Raw genomic sequence first — 14,579 nt, forward strand, 5'->3', positions numbered from 1 at the left:
CGCTTTTATACACTTAAAATCAAACAATATCTACTAAAAATCACATTTTTTATATACTTTTTATTCTTTATCTCTTATAATATCATATAACGATAAAATTAGTTTTTATACTTCAAGGAGGTTTAATAAATAACGCCAACGACCTCAAATTTAGTCGTAGGCTTAGCCTAGAATACATTGTAATGCAACATCAAAGACGAGATAACCAAATTTCATTTCAAGGGAGAAAAAATGAAAAGACGAAATTTCTTAAAGCTTAGCGCATTAGCCGGCGTTAGCCTGCAAGCCAATAGGATAGAGGGCGTCACCCAGACGCTTTTTGACCAGAAGAAAGTTTTTTGCACAAATAGATTCGGTCCGTTTTACGCAAACGTAGTCAGCGGACAGATAACCAGCGTAGATCCTTTTTTGAGGCGGATAAATTCCCGAGCACTTTAAACAATGCCGTCGCAGATTGCGTTCAAAACGAGAGCAGAGTGCTGTATCCTTGCGTTAGAAGGAGCTATTTGGAGAAAAAAGGACCAAATAAACCCGAGCTTAGAGGCGAGGAGGAATTTGTAAGAGTTAGCTGGGATACGGCGCTTGATCTAGCTGCAAAAGCTCTAAAAGAAAATTTTGAAAAATATGGCTCCGAGAGCATCTACGGAGAGTGCTACTGGTGGGGCGGCAGCGGTAAAGTCAGCTGGGGTAGAGCTACGGCAAGAAGGATGCTAACGATACTAGGCGGCTTCGTCTCGGAGGACGGCAACTACTCCTATGGTGCTGGTCACGTTATCATGCCTCACGTTATCGGAACTATCGAGCCAAACGAAGTTCCTACAAAATGGGAAGCAGTACTAAAGTCTGCTAAAACGATAGTTTTTTGGGGAAGCAATCCCGTAGTAACCAATGAAATAGGCGTAGGCGCTCCTACTCACGAGGGCTACGACGTGTATGCCAAGCTAAAAGATATGAACGCAAAAGGCGAAAAGAAAATTTACGCCGTAGATACGTATAAAAACGACACCATCAGGTATCTAAACTCGGACTTTATAGGCGTGGTGCCGGGGACGGATACAGCCATGATGATAGGCATGTGCCACTATCTATACGAAAATAAACTATACGACGAAGCCTTTATAGGAAAATACACCGTTGGATTTAATAAATTTAAAGATTATTTCCTAGGCGCTAACGACAAGGTGGTTAAAAATTTAGACTGGGCTAGCAAAATTTGCGGCGTAAGCGTCAAAAAGCTAGAGGAGCTATGCGTGTCGCTAGCTAAAAACGAGTCTTTGATAATAAGCGGTTTTGCTATCCAAAGACAAGATCACGGAGAGCAGTCGTATTGGGCTCTCATCACGCTAGCCTCGATGCTAGGACACATAGGCAAGGAGGGCTGCGGCTTTATGACTTGCGATCAAGGGCATAAAACCAGCACGGAAAGCTTTATAGCGCCGGCTCTAAAAGGTCTAAGCTCGGTTCCTAGCGAAAAATACACCACAGAAAATAGCCCTTGGGTAAAAAACAAAGGCTACGTCATGCCAAACAGCAGAATAATAGACGCGCTACTAAATCCAGGCCAAGAGATGCAAAGAAACGGCGAAATTTACAAACTCCCGCACATGAGAGTTTCCGTAAGCGCTAGCGGATCGATATTTACGAGACATCAAGACATAAACCGCGCGGTACAAGCGTGGAAAAAGCTCGATACCGTGATAACTATAGAGCCTTGTTGGACTAGCGGAGCTAAGCTTAGCGACATAGTTCTGCCTGCAGCTATCGAGCCCGAGAGAAACGACATAGAGCAGTCAAACGCTACGGGCGAGTATATCTTTGCCATAAAACAAGCCATCCAGCCTATGGGCGAGAGCAGGAGCGATTTTGAAATTTGCAAAGGAATTTGCAAGAGATGGGGCATGGAAGAGGTATTTACCGAGGGCAAGACCGAGATGGAGTGGATAAAAGAAATTTTCGCCGACGCCATGGATCAAGCCAAAGCGCTCGGATACGATAATCTACCTACGTTTGACGAGTTTTGGGAAAAAGGATACGTAAAATTCGACAAAAAAGACGAAGAGAAAAAATACTACACTAGATTTGCGAATTTTAGAGAAAATCCGAATAAATTTAGACTCGGAACGCCGTCGGGAAAGATCGAGATTTATTCGCCAGTCATCGCAAAAATGAAATACGACGACTGCCTAGGGCATCCGGCGTGGTTTGAGCCTACCGAGTGGCTCGGCGATAAAGAAAAAACAAAGAAATATCCACTCGCGCTCAATACTCCGCACTCCCGCTTTAGACTGCACTCTCAGCTGGATAACTCCATAGTTAGAAAGTATGCCGAAGTAAACGGCAGAGAGCCGATATTTATCAGCCAAAGCGCAGCCAAAAAACGCGGCATCGCAACGGGAGACGTGGTTAGGGTGTTTAACGACAGAGGCGAAATTTTATGCGGGGCGATAGTGAGCGACATAACCCAAGACGACGTCGTAATCGTATGTGAGGGCGCATGGTACGACCCTGAAGTCTACGGCAAAAAGAGCCTGTGCCAGCACGGATGTGTAAACGTGCTCACAAAAGACAAAGGCACAAGCAAACTAGCGCAAAGCAACATCGCGCATACGAATTTAGTCCAAGTCGAAAAATACAAAGGCGCGATAAGGCCTATCAGAGCGTTTTCTAAACCAAAAATCATAGGCGCTTAAATTTAAGGCGGGGTTTAGGCCCCACCGTTTTTAATCTTGTAGCTTCGTGTGATTTTGTTTGCGGTAGCTTTATTTAGATCGTAAAATATTAAATTTACTGACACGCACGCAAGCACCGAGTTTGTAGGCATATTTGGAGATTATTCGTTTTATCGTTTTTATCCGCTCTGGTGTGTCTTTACTAGTTAATACACAATTAAAAGCGCTGCATAGACACTCTTTTGCACCTTTAAATTTTGCTTGCTAGGTGCGCGTTAGAGTCACTACTCCGAAAACTAAATTAGCATAGATAAATTTGAGTAACCTCACTCGCCAACGACTAACATCGCGCCAAGCGCAATCATCGTGATGCCGACGAAAAACTCCAAATTTTCCATGCGGCGGGCTTTTTAAACAGCGGCGCCAAAAATCTCGCCCCGTATCCGAGCAAAAAGAAAAACGCAAACGACGCGCACATCGCGCCCGCGCCAAAGAGCCCTGCGCGCTCGCTAAATTTCGTAGAAACCGAGCCAAGTAGCACGACCGTGTCAAGATAAACGTGCGGATTTAGCCACGTAAAAGCTAGCGTTAGAAGCGCGGTTTTTACCGCCCCCTGCGCCTCCTCGCCGCCAGCCGTTAGCGCATGCGAGGCGCTAAACGCGCTATAAAGACTGCGTGGCCCGTAAATGCTCAAAAATACGAATCCGCCCCAAAGCGCGGCGGTTTTGATGATGGGATAGCGCTCTACCACGTAACCAAACCCCGACACGCCCGCAAAGATCAGCGCGGCATCGCTAAGCGCGCAGATAGCACAAACGAGAAAAACATGCTGTTTTTTGATGCCTTGTTTTAGCACGAAGGCATTTTGCGCTCCGATAGCAAGGATCAGCGAGAGTCCGAGTGAAAAACCAGAGAAAAAGGCATTGAAAGAAATCATTTTAACACTTATATTTTGTTTTTTAAATTTTGACTGAAATGCATGTGACAAAAAGCTCGGCGAGTAAAATTTGCGACATGCGGAGATTTCTGTAAATTTGTGAGTCAAATTTTAGCAGCATCAAGATGCAGGTCTCGGTGGGTAAAATTTGAAGTCGAAATTTGCGAATTTGACTTCAAATTTGAATGTAAAACGATAAGGCGAAGTATTTTTGTTCTAGACGAGGCGCTTTTAAATTTGGCGACGGGAGTTACCATATAGGTAATGACCGAGCCGAATTTACAAGCAACGAAGTATAGAGCAAAAAGACGAGCCGCTTAACTTTCTTTTAGCAGTTTCGCCACCATCTGTTCGCTCTTTCCCTTATCGGTATCCTTTTTCGTCGCCTTATATATCCCGCTCACGTACTCCTCGAGCACCTCTTGCGAGTTTATGCGCGCGTCGCCGTCTTTTGGCCTTACTTTGGCGTATTCGCCGCTATTTTGCAGCTCAAACGCCAGCTCGTTATCGCTAAGCTGCAATCGCAAAAACTCGAGCAAGCGCTCTTGTAAATTTTTATCGATTATCGGCGTCATGAGCTCTAGGCGACGCTCGAGATTTCGCGGCATCCAGTCGGCGGAAGCGATGTAAATTTGAGGCTCAGCGTGCCTAAAATAAAATATCCTCGCATGCTCAAGGTATTTGCCGATGAGCGATCTCACGCGGATATTTTCGCTTAGGCCCTTCACGCCCGGGCGCACGCAGCAGATGCCTCGCACGATGAGATCGATCCTCACGCCTGCGCTACTAGCCTTTACCAGCGCGTCCACGATGTCGCTATCTACCAGTGCGTTCATCTTTGCCACGATCCTGCCCTGCTCGCCGTGCGCAGTCTCGGTCTTTATCATCTCTAGCACGCGCTCTTTTATCTGCATCGGCGACATAGAAAGCGTCTGTAGGCGGCGGTTTTTAGAAAAGCCGGAAAGTATGTGAAAAAACGTCGTCGTATCGCTCGCAAACTCCGCCCTGCTCGTAAAATAGCTCACGTCAGTGTAAATTTTCGCCGAGCCGCCGTTATAGTTGCCCGTGGAAAGATGCATGTAAAATTTGAGCTTGCCACCCTCTTGGCGGATAACTTGGCTCACTTTTGCGTGCACCTTAAAGCCCGTGATGCCGTATATCACGTGCGCGCCGGCGTCTTCTAGAGCCTTTGCCCAGTGTAGGTTGTTTTCCTCGTCGAACCTCGCCTTTAGCTCGACCATCACGGTTACTTGCTTGCCGTCGTTTGCGGCGTCGATGAGTGCTTGGATGATAGGCGAGTTTTTATCGACGCGGTAGAGCGTCATGCGGATCGAGATCACGCGTGGATCCTTGCTCGCCTCCCTGATAAACTGCACGACAGGATCAAAGCTCTCATACGGATGCACGACCAGCACGTCCTCTTTGTCGATAACGTCAAACATCGAGAGGTGACTGCTAAAAGGCGGTAGGGTCTTTGGCGCGTATGGCGGTAGGCAAAGGTGGGAGAATTCTTTATTTCCCACGATTTGCCAGAGCGAATTTAACGTGAGCGGGACGGTGTACTCGTAAATGTCTTTGTAAAAAATCTTCATGTGCGAGTTTAGAAACTCGACTATCTCAGCATCGGCATCCTTTTGTATCTGCATGCGGACAAACGCGCCCTTTCGGCGCAATTTAAGCCCCTGCTCAAGGATCATCATAAAATCATCGGCCTCTTCCTCCTCGATGACTATGTCGGCATTTCGCGTAACTCTAAACGCCGCCGAGCTAAGCAGCTTGTAACCCGGGAAAATCTCCTCTGCATGGCGGTGCACGATCGTTTCTATCGGCACGTAGACATTATCGGCAGCCTGAAAAAATCTCGGCAAAACGCGCGAGATACGTATCATGCCAAATTTCACTATCTCGGGACTATCCCCGTCTGCAAGCTTGACGGCTAGGCTAAAGCTAAGGTTGTTTAGATGCGGGTACGGATGCGTGGCGTCAACTGCGATAGGCACGATGACGGGTAGGATGTTTGAGAAAAAATACTCGTCGCATTTGGCGCGAAGCTCAGGCGAGATTTCGTCGTAATTTTTCATAAAAAGCCCGCTTTGCGTGAGCTCTTTTAGCGCGTCTTTATAGTGCTTTTCCACGAGCGCGAGCTCGTCTTTTATGTATTTTCTGATCTCTCTTAGCTGCTCGAGCGGACTCATGCCGTCGCTACCGCTAGCTGCGACTCCAGCGGCAAAAAGCTGCTTAAGACCCGCGATCCTGATCATGTAAAATTCATCCAAATTAGTCATATAAATCGCGATAAATTTTAGCTTTTCAAGCGGTGGCAACGCCTTTTCGCACTGGGCTAAAACGCGCGAGTTAAAGCGTAGCCAGCTAAGCTCGCGGTTGATATAAACGCTCTTTTTCTCATCCATTTTCCATCCTTTTTAAACTTTCATAAATTTTAGCGAATTTTCTCTTAAATCATGGCTCTTCTGAAAAGCCGATAGTTTGTGTTATAATAAACAAAAAACAAATTAAGCTTCGGCAAAAATAGGTAAGGAAATAAGATGGAATATATTTGGGCGGTTATTATTTTATGCGTCGGAATGGCGGTTTTTTGGGTTTTAAAGAAAATTTCGATGTAATTGCGTTTCAAATTTGACGAATAAATTTAGTGTTATTGCGGTGATTTTTTATTTTGGCTTTGAGTCAAATTTGACAAAGTTTTTAGAAATATTTTTAAATAGTTAAAAGATAAAATTTGAGGTAAAACGGCGGCGAAAATCATCCGCCGCTATTAAATTAAAGATTATTTTCTTTTTTATACTCGGCTAAAAAAGCGTAAATTTCGTCTTTTAATCTGAGTTTTTCGCGTTTTAGAGCATCCACTTCGGCATCGTTGTAAACATTGCCTTTTTGCATCTCGGCGATCTTTTCGTCTAGGTCGTTGTGTTTATCGAAAAGCGACGTAAATCTCGCATTCGTGCCTTTTAGCTTAGTTATAAGCTCTCTGTCTTCATGAAACATATTTGCTCCTTTGATGGATTAAATTTTAATTTAATTTTAGCGAATATTATTTTAAGAGCGGGTTAAAAACGCGCCGTATTTATGGCAATTTGGTAAATTTTACCCAACCTATGCCAAGTTTAAATTTATCAAATTTTATGAAGCCGATGAATTGTTTTCACGTCAAATTTATAGCGGTTCCGCAAGACAAATTTAAGCCGCACAAAAGCCCAAATTTAAACGTATTTTAGCTCTTCTGGCTTATGTCTGCTTTTTATCACGCGTTTGGTTAGGCGTATCGACTCGCCAGTGCCGATAACAAGCAGCTTCGTGCCCGTGCCTATTAGCGTGTCGCCCTTTGGCATCGGGATAAATTTGTTATTTACGTCTTTGATGCCCACGACGTCGGCATTTGTTATGTTGCGCAGGTTAGTTTCTTTTAGGCGTTTAAAGCGTACCCACGAATAATCCGGCACCGAAATCTCCTCGATGTCGATCGGAGAGTCTTGTTTATACAAAAACTGCTCGAGCAAATTTTCCATATCCGGGCGTACGCTCATCGCGCTAAGGCGCTGGGCGACGAGTTTTGACGGGCTCACGACGCTATTTGCGCCGAGCTTTTTTAGGCGCTCGGTATCGTCTTGGTTATCGGAGTTTGTCATTATAAAATACGGCTTTTTGCGCCCGATCTCTTTTTCATATAGCCTTACGGTGGCGATAAGAGCGATGTTGTCGGCGATGTTTGGGCTTAGCGTGATCATGCCTTTTGCGCTTGAAAAATGCGTCTTTAAAAGCGCCGTTTGCGTATGCGGCTGAGAGACGATATAGTATGGATACTTGTATTTTTCCGCAATCTCAGGTAGATCCTCGCGCGGATCGATGACGATGAAAGGAATATGATTTTCCCTAAATTCGCGGCTTAATTCCATTGTATATTGGTTGTGATAGCAGATGACAAAGTGGTTTTTCAACCTTGCGATTTTATATAACATTCGTCTTTCCTTTATGATCGCTACGAGCGCGCCTTTTTTTAAAACTTCGAGCATCAAACCCGTAGAAAACGTAAAAACGGCAAAGCCTAGCAAAATAAAAGTGATAGTAAAAATCCGGCCGGCCGGAGAAATAGGTGCGACCTCGGTAAAACCGACGGTCGTAAAAGTCATACCGGCCTGATAAATCGCGTCTATCAGGCTAAAACCGTCGATCGTGACGTAGCCCATAGCGCCGATCATCATCATCAAAACGACTAAGATGAGCGGTAAGCGAAACGGGCGAAGTTGTTCGTAAAGTTCGGTATTGAGGTTGATTTGAGGTTTGGCAGAACTTGACCAGTTGAGGAATTTTAAAATCTTTTTAAACAAAGATAACTCCTCAAATTTGCGGTAAATTTAGCGTGACTGTTTTCTCATCGTTCTTAGCGTAGAAGCAGCTACCTTGATCTTTCTCGTAGTGCCGTCCTCTAGCGTAACGCGGATGGTTCTTAGGTTTGGCAAAAACCTTCTTTTTGTTCTGTTTTTGGCATGGCTGACGTTGTTGCCCACCATTGGGCCTTTGCCTGTTATTGCACATACTCTTGACATATTTGTTTCCTTAAAAATAAAAATTTCTGCTGATTTTATCTAAAAGAAACAAAATAAAAGCTTAAAGTTACTTTTACAAAAGCGTTAGCTTTTAAACTGATTTTATGGATAAAAAAGCTAAAATATCGCAACTTAAACGCGGTTAAATTTTAAAAATTTACTAGTCGATTTTTAGCAAAATTTAAAATTTTAGGAAAGCTTTTATCCCCATTTATGAGACTGAGATTTAAAGATAACGTCGCAATATTTTACCCTCTTGGCTTTCTAGACGGAGATATCGACAAATACAGCATTGGCGATGCAAGCATAAGAAAATTACGCCAAAATGCGCCGCGCCACATCCTAATATCCCTAAAAAACACCGTTTATTTCAACAAAATAGGCTTTAATCTCGTCCTAGAAATCGTCTCCAAGATAGCAAAGGAAAATAACGCCGACATAGGCTTTTGCGACTACAACGAGCTTAAATTTAAAGCACTAAAAAGGATGTCAAAAGACGTTTTAAACGTATCGTTTTTTGAGACTTCAAACGTCGCGCTTCTATTTTGGGGTACTTTTGAGCCTGATTTTGCAAACAGACGCATTATAGTTTTTAACCCGGACGCCGAGCAAAAACGCCAGATCGCTTTAAGGCTTTCAGGGCGCGGATACAAGCCCGTGATCGCAAAAGATATCAACGAATTTAAGAGCACCTATAAAGATTTTGAATACGCCGTATATCTAACCGACATAAAATCAAGCAAAAAAGACATCAAAATCACGCTCAAAGAAAACGTCGTTATCTACGGCATAGACGGCTTTATCGACTCATCTTTTTCAGAAAATTTCGACTATAAAGTCTTTTTAAATTCGCTCAAGGTCGGCTTTAAATTTTTCGTTTTCGACATGAACAAATCAAGCTCTATTAACATCCATGGCGTGTCGTTTTTAGCTAAACTAGCGATGGAGTGTGCTGAATACGGAGCCACGATAGCTCTGTGCGGATTAAAAAAAGAAAGCATGTCAAAAGCACTGGTTTACGATTTAGAAGACTGCGGGATTTTGCTTTACCGCTCGATAGAGGACTTTTTTAACGACGACGCAACGATAGAAGGCGGCGGCGCAACAGCCGAGGATAGGCCAAAAAATATCACCAAAGATCTCATAGACGTCCTGCCAAACGTGCTAAAAGTCATCATGGATACGATAGCGTCTTTGTCAAATTTACCAGTTACCCGCACCACTACGGATATAGCAAATTTTAGCTGCGACGAGGAGAAATTTTGCATGGGTTCGGTAGCGTTTTACGGCGATATGAATGCCAAATTTATCCTATGTCTCGAAAAATACGCCGTTCATAGGATCTGCAAAATTTTACTCCAAGAAGGTAGCGGCATAAGCATGACCGAGGCCTACGCTGACCTACTTAGCGTCATCTCTGATCGCATCGAGGCGTGGCTAAAAAACCAAAAGATAGAGGCTAATTTTACCTTGCCGCACGTTTTTGAAGCCATCATAGACGAAGACAAAAAAAACAAAGGCGTCCTAGTACGACTCGACATAGACGGCATGGACGCGATATTTTTTCTAAGTAAGTAAAGGACAATCAAATGTATGTAGCACCGAGTATTTTATCGGCTGATTTTGGAAATTTAAGAGCCGAGATCGAGGCCATCTGCGAGGCCGGAGCCGATCTAGTGCATGTTGACGTGATGGACGGGCATTTCGTACCAAATTTAACTATCGGCCCCATCGTAGTAAATGCCGTCGCAAAAGCCACTACAAAGCCGCTAGACATACACCTAATGGTGCAAAACAATACCTTTTTCGCCGATCTTTTTTTACCTCTGAAGCCTAAATTTTTAAGCTTTCACATCGAGGAGGAAAAACATCCTTTGCGTCTAATCGATCATATCCGTAGCCACGGCGTGGGGCCCGCCATCGTGCTAAACCCGCATACTCCGATCTGGGCGATCGAGCACATCGTAAACGAAGTCGATATGGTGCTGCTAATGAGCGTAAATCCAGGGTTCGGCGGGCAAAAATTTATCCCTTCGGTACTTGAAAAAGCCCGTAGCCTACGCGAAATGATCGAACGAAAAAACGCAAAATGCATGATCGAAGTAGACGGCGGCGTGACGGGACTAAACGTCGCGCAGCTAGATGAAGCGGGCGTGGATATCGTCGTGGCGGGCAGTTATATATTTTCGTCAAATTCATACGAGCACTCTATCCGCTCACTAAAGCTTGAGTTTTGAACCAGGATTTTGAAAATTTACTAGCCGTCATCGCCAAGCGAAACGTAGCCTACGCGGACTTCGTCGCCGCGACCAAGCAAATGGACGAATACGCCGAACTTTTCGACGTTCGCGACGTACAGATGTGGCGCGCGCTGGGGCTTGACATAACCCGCACCGCAAAAAACCAAATCGAGCTAAAAACGCGGCGCAATGAGATAAAAGATCAAATTTTTTGCGTCGTAGATATAGAAACTAGCGGCGGTATAAATAGCGGCCAGATCATCGAAATCGGCGCGCTAAAGCTACAAAACGGCGAAATAATCGGCAAATTTGAAACCTTCGTTTACGCGCCATACGTTCCTGAAAATATCAGCGAGCTAACAGGGATCACCGCAGAGCACCTAAAAAACGCGCCCAGCCTAGCCTTTGTCATGGAGCAGTTTAAGGTCTTTCTAGGCCAAAGCGTTTTTGTGGCACACAACGTTCGTTTCGACTACGGATTTATCGGCGCGACATTAGAAGCGCTAGGATACGGCGAGCTACTAAACCGTAAGCTCTGCACCATAGACCTTGCCCGCCGCACCATAGCCTCGCCAAAATACGGTCTAGGCACACTAAAAGAACTTTTAGGCATCAACAATACCCACCACAGAGCCCTAAGCGACGCTATCGCAGCGGCTGAAATCTTTAAACACTCCCTGCAAAAACTCCCGAGCGAAGTAAGAACGACTGAGGATCTGGTAGAGTTTAGCAAATCAGCCAAGACGATGAAGCGGCTAAAAATCACGACAAACGAAGCCGGCGAGTCGGTCAAATTTGACGATGGCGCGAGCGGCGACAAATTTAATAAAGGCCTAGATACGCAAAATTTGAGCGGTGCAAATGAGGAGCAAAAACCCAAACACCAACGACAAAAAACCAAAGAGCTGAAACTGCCAATATTTGAGGAGTAAATTTAGCCAAATTTGCTGGAAATTTTAGTTATTCTATCAAATTTAAATATGGCAAGTTATACTACCAGCAAATTAAAATTTCGTCAGATTAAATAATCTACTTAACGAAACCTAGTTTTTGAGCTTTCACAGCTTCGTCATATGAAATTTTAGTAAACACCTTGCTAGCATTGTTAAAAAACTCGCTATCCGCCAAAAAAGGAAGACTATCCCTTGCAAGCAAATTTCTACCAAAATTCATTTCGTCCAATATACCCAAATACCCAAGAACGGTAGTAAAAGTATCAAACGAGGTACCTCTTTTTTCTATCGTAAACTCTCCGTTTAAGTCATCGTCAAATATAACAAATAAATCTTTTGAACCTTTTAGTTTATCTCCAAAATCACCGCTAGTGTTACTTGAGTAAAAAAGAGGATGATCGTTTTGCACAACGACAATCGTATCTTTGCCATATTTACTGGTACGTATTTTTTCTATAAAATCACTTACTAGTCTATCGGTGCAGTGTACGGCCCTAAGCATCTGAGCATCGCTTTCACTATAATATAAATCCTCACACGAATTTGGTACAAACCCGTTTGGAGAGTGCGTGGAGAGAGTAATTAACCCCATCAAAAAAGGCTTTTCCCTTTTGCTTAAGCGCTCAAAATCGCCGTAAGCAACACCTAGCATATCATCATCCTGCACACCCCACTCGTTTAGCCGCGCGGCACTATTTTGCTCCAAAATTTGTTCTTTGCCTTTCATTTCATCATATCTGCGCTGCTTTAAAAAACCATCTGTTCCTTGAAACGCCAAACTTGCACCCTTTAGGAAGTATGCGTAATAGCCGACAGATTTTAAAATTTCACTTGCACAAGTTATATTTGTACTGAAATTTTTAGAATTCAACTCATCGCTAGGCACAAAAGTATAGTTTGCTGCACAATGCGCTCCAAAAAAACCTTTAATTGTAAATTCAGTATCACGCACTTGTGTGATATTTGTAAAATCCATTCGATTTTTTAGAGCATTTAGCCTCGGTGTAAGGCCTGAAAACAGCTGTTCATCTGTATAAGCTCGGTCAAAACTTTCTAAAAAAATATAAACGATATTTTTTCTTTTGGTAGGCTTGCGCGGAGCCGGAACGGCAAGATACGGATAAATTTGCTTTTTTATGTCGTCTACTCGCGGGTTTAATTGCGAATAAAACTCGTATGCGTAAATGCAAAAAGGATTTAACAAAAATGCCGCCACAATCCAAGGTATAAATAAAAAACTAAATTTTGAAATGCGGTCAATTTTAATCATACGAATACTGATAACAATACAAAACAATAAAATAGCAAAACATATTGCGCTCAAAATTAATATTTCACGCGCAAAACTTGTGAAAGGCGCACCTTTTATGGATGTATTAAAAAATGAGACAACAAAAAGTCCGAAATGTTTGCCAAAAATAAAAAATAGCAAAAGGTCAAAAACGAGTGTTGCGATATAGATAAACGAAAGTGTGCCGACGATTATTTTTAAGCTTTTGCGAGGCAAAAATGCGGCAAAAAGCAGCGAAGCGATAAAAAATAAAACAGAGACAAACGTCAAAATAAGCTCCTTATCTAGCAAAAAATTAATTTTAATCAAAGCGTGCTAAAAATTTTATAAAAAGCTTAATATTTTAAGTAGTGAATTTTATAAATTTTGCTTTGAGCTACAAATTTTTAAAGAAATTTTAAAAATTTAAGGTCTTACTGAGAATATTTATAGAAAAAATTTAAGTAGGTCGGCACAAATTTGACCTACTCGCCGACTCGCTCGCCGTTTATACGCACGATCCTAGCGGGGATGCCTACAACCGTGGCGTTATCGGGCACGTCTTTTAGCACTACCGAGTTTGCGCCTATTTTGGCGTTTTCGCCGATTAGGATATTTCCCAGCACCTTTGCGCCGGCTGCTATCGTGACGCCGTTTTTTACGGTCGGGTGGCGCTTGCAGCACTCTTTGCCCGTACCGCCCAGAGTTACTTGATGATAGATCAGCACATCATCGCCCACCTCGGCCGTCTCGCCGATAACCACGCCCATGCCGTGATCGATAAAAAGCCGCCTGCCGATCTTGGCGCCCGGATGTATCTCGATGCCCGTTAAAAAGCGCGACATCTGCGAGACAAAGCGCGCCGCAAATCGCCAGTTTTTAACATGCAAAAAGTGCGCGAATCTATGAAAAAAGACGGCATGGATGCCTGGGGTGTTGACGAGGATCGCCACATAGCAGCACGAGGCTACCGACGGGTCCTTTTCTCGCACGGTCGCTACCAGCTCGTTTAGTTCGGCTATCAGTCCCAAATCACGCCTCGTAAAGCGGAGTGCTGAGATACCTCTCGCCGTTATCGGGAGTTATGAAAAGCACCTTTTTGCCCTTACCTAGCCTCTTTGCGACCTTCACTGCAGCCGCCGGGCCGCGCCGCCCGAGATACCCAGCAAGATGCCTTCATCTTTAGCCAGCTTTCTAGCCGTCTCAAAGGCCTCATCGTTATCCACGCGCTCTATCTCGTCGATATAGGCGGTCTCAAGCGTAGCCGGGATAAAGCCCGCGCCGATACCCTGGATCTTGTGCGGGCCCGGTTTTTCGCCCGAAATCACGGCAGAGTCGTTTGGTTCAACAGCTACGATTTTAGTCTTATAGCCATTTGCTTTTAGCGCTCTTGCCGTGCCGCTTAGCGTGCCGCCCGTTCCTACGCCCGCCACGAACGCGTCAAGCTCTTTAAAATCATCCATGATCTCTTTTGCCGTAGTTAGCTCGTGAGCCTGCGGGTTAAATTTATTTTCAAACTGGCTTAGCATTACGTAGCCTTTTTCTCGCACGAGCTCGCTTGCTTTTTCGATCGCGCCTTTCATACCCTTTGCACCCTCGGTTAGCACAAGCTCGGCTCCGTAGGCCTTTTGTAGCTTGCGCCTTTCTATGCTCATGGTTTCAGGCATCACTAGCACGACCTTGTATCCCAGAGCAGCGCCCGCCATAGCCGCGCCTATGCCGGTGTTGCCGCTAGTTGGCTCCACGATGACGTCGCCTTTTTTTAGCGCGCCCTCTTTTTGCATGCCTAGGATCATGTTTGCGGCGATTCTATCTTTTACCGAGCCGCCCGGGTTAAAAAACTCAAGCTTAGCGTAAATTTCAGCCATGCCCTCTTCGTGCACGCTGTTTATCCTTACGATCGGGGTTTGACCGATGGTTTGAACGATGTTTTCATATATCATTT

At 44.2% G+C, this 14,579-nt stretch carries 10 protein-coding genes and 2 pseudogenes; 4 read left to right on the forward strand and 8 right to left on the reverse strand.

The genetic code is table 11. The annotated features are described in order from the left end of the window. Nucleotides 1-231 precede the first annotated feature (231 nt). A pseudogene (locus H740_RS08250) lies at nt 232-2,690 on the forward strand (molybdopterin-dependent oxidoreductase). Between the two features lie 340 nt (nt 2,691-3,030). Here the strand turns inward: H740_RS08250 and H740_RS08255 are convergent. The 5 genes from H740_RS08255 to rpmB all read right to left on the reverse strand — a co-directional run bounded on the left by H740_RS08255 (nt 3,031) and on the right by rpmB (nt 8,171). Beyond that, the gene (locus H740_RS08255) at nt 3,031-3,606 is read right to left on the reverse strand and encodes a LysE/ArgO family amino acid transporter (protein WP_002953189.1); all 576 of its coding nucleotides are present in this window, start codon (nt 3,604-3,606) and stop codon (nt 3,031-3,033) included. 317 nt (nt 3,607-3,923) lie between these two features. Further along, the gene (locus H740_RS08260; RefSeq protein ID WP_002953190.1) at nt 3,924-6,017 is read right to left on the reverse strand and encodes an RNA degradosome polyphosphate kinase; all 2,094 of its coding nucleotides are present in this window, start codon (nt 6,015-6,017) and stop codon (nt 3,924-3,926) included. A 370-nt stretch (nt 6,018-6,387) separates the two neighbouring features. Then, nucleotides 6,388-6,612, reverse strand: a complete 225-nt coding sequence (locus H740_RS08265; protein WP_002946649.1) for a YdcH family protein — start codon at nt 6,610-6,612, stop codon at nt 6,388-6,390. A 215-nt stretch (nt 6,613-6,827) separates the two neighbouring features. After that, nucleotides 6,828-7,952 (reverse strand): potassium channel family protein, encoded by a 1,125-nt coding sequence (locus tag H740_RS08270; RefSeq protein WP_002953194.1) that lies wholly within the window; start codon nt 7,950-7,952, stop codon nt 6,828-6,830. Between the two features lie 27 nt (nt 7,953-7,979). After that, entirely contained in the window at nt 7,980-8,171 is a 192-nt protein-coding gene (gene rpmB, locus H740_RS08275) for a 50S ribosomal protein L28 (protein ID WP_002945979.1), read from the reverse strand. Nucleotides 8,172-8,384: 213 nt separating this feature from the next. Here rpmB and H740_RS08280 point away from each other — a divergent pair, with 213 nt between their 5' ends. Genes H740_RS08280 through H740_RS08290 form a run of 3 tightly spaced genes read left to right on the forward strand, consistent with a single transcriptional unit; the run spans nt 8,385 to nt 11,343 of the window. Then, nucleotides 8,385-9,749: an STAS domain-containing protein gene (locus H740_RS08280; RefSeq protein ID WP_002953195.1), complete on the forward strand. Its 1,365-nt coding sequence runs from the start codon at nt 8,385-8,387 to the stop codon at nt 9,747-9,749. Between the two features lie 11 nt (nt 9,750-9,760). Beyond that, nucleotides 9,761-10,408 carry a ribulose-phosphate 3-epimerase gene (gene rpe / locus H740_RS08285; RefSeq protein ID WP_002953197.1) on the forward strand — a complete coding sequence of 216 codons (648 nt, stop codon included), beginning with the start codon at nt 9,761-9,763 and terminating at the stop codon, nt 10,406-10,408. Next, nucleotides 10,405-11,343, forward strand: coding sequence for a 3'-5' exonuclease (locus tag H740_RS08290; RefSeq protein WP_002953198.1), 939 nt, complete (start codon nt 10,405-10,407; stop codon nt 11,341-11,343). The genes rpe and H740_RS08290 overlap by 4 nt, the downstream gene beginning before the upstream one ends. A 97-nt stretch (nt 11,344-11,440) precedes the next feature. On the opposite strand, the gene H740_RS08295 is transcribed toward H740_RS08290, so the two are convergent. The 3 genes and pseudogenes from H740_RS08295 to cysK form a co-directional block, all read right to left on the reverse strand. Continuing rightward, nucleotides 11,441-12,925 (reverse strand): sulfatase-like hydrolase/transferase, encoded by a 1,485-nt coding sequence (locus H740_RS08295; protein ID WP_002953201.1) that lies wholly within the window; start codon nt 12,923-12,925, stop codon nt 11,441-11,443. 194 nt (nt 12,926-13,119) lie between these two features. Beyond that, nucleotides 13,120-13,665, reverse strand: a complete 546-nt coding sequence (gene cysE, locus H740_RS08300) for a serine O-acetyltransferase (protein WP_002953203.1) — start codon at nt 13,663-13,665, stop codon at nt 13,120-13,122. Between the two features lies 1 nt (nt 13,666). Further along, a pseudogene (gene cysK / locus H740_RS08305) lies at nt 13,667-14,577 on the reverse strand (cysteine synthase A). Between the last annotated feature and the right edge of the window lie 2 nt (nt 14,578-14,579).

This window comes from Campylobacter showae CC57C, from assembly GCF_000344295.2.
GTDB classification, from domain to species: domain Bacteria; phylum Campylobacterota; class Campylobacteria; order Campylobacterales; family Campylobacteraceae; genus Campylobacter_A; species Campylobacter_A showae_B.

Coding starts and splice junctions, on each gene's coding strand:
- H740_RS08265 (WP_002946649.1), bottom strand. CDS start 6,612: ATGTTTCATGAAGACAGAGAGCTTATAACTAAGCTAAAAGGCACGAAT.
- H740_RS08280 (WP_002953195.1), top strand. CDS start 8,385: ATGAGACTGAGATTTAAAGATAACGTCGCAATATTTTACCCTCTTGGC.
- rpmB (WP_002945979.1), bottom strand. CDS start 8,171: ATGTCAAGAGTATGTGCAATAACAGGCAAAGGCCCAATGGTGGGCAAC.
- H740_RS08260 (WP_002953190.1), bottom strand. CDS start 6,017: ATGGATGAGAAAAAGAGCGTTTATATCAACCGCGAGCTTAGCTGGCTA.
- H740_RS08255 (WP_002953189.1), bottom strand. CDS start 3,606: ATGATTTCTTTCAATGCCTTTTTCTCTGGTTTTTCACTCGGACTCTCG.
- rpe (WP_002953197.1), top strand. CDS start 9,761: ATGTATGTAGCACCGAGTATTTTATCGGCTGATTTTGGAAATTTAAGA.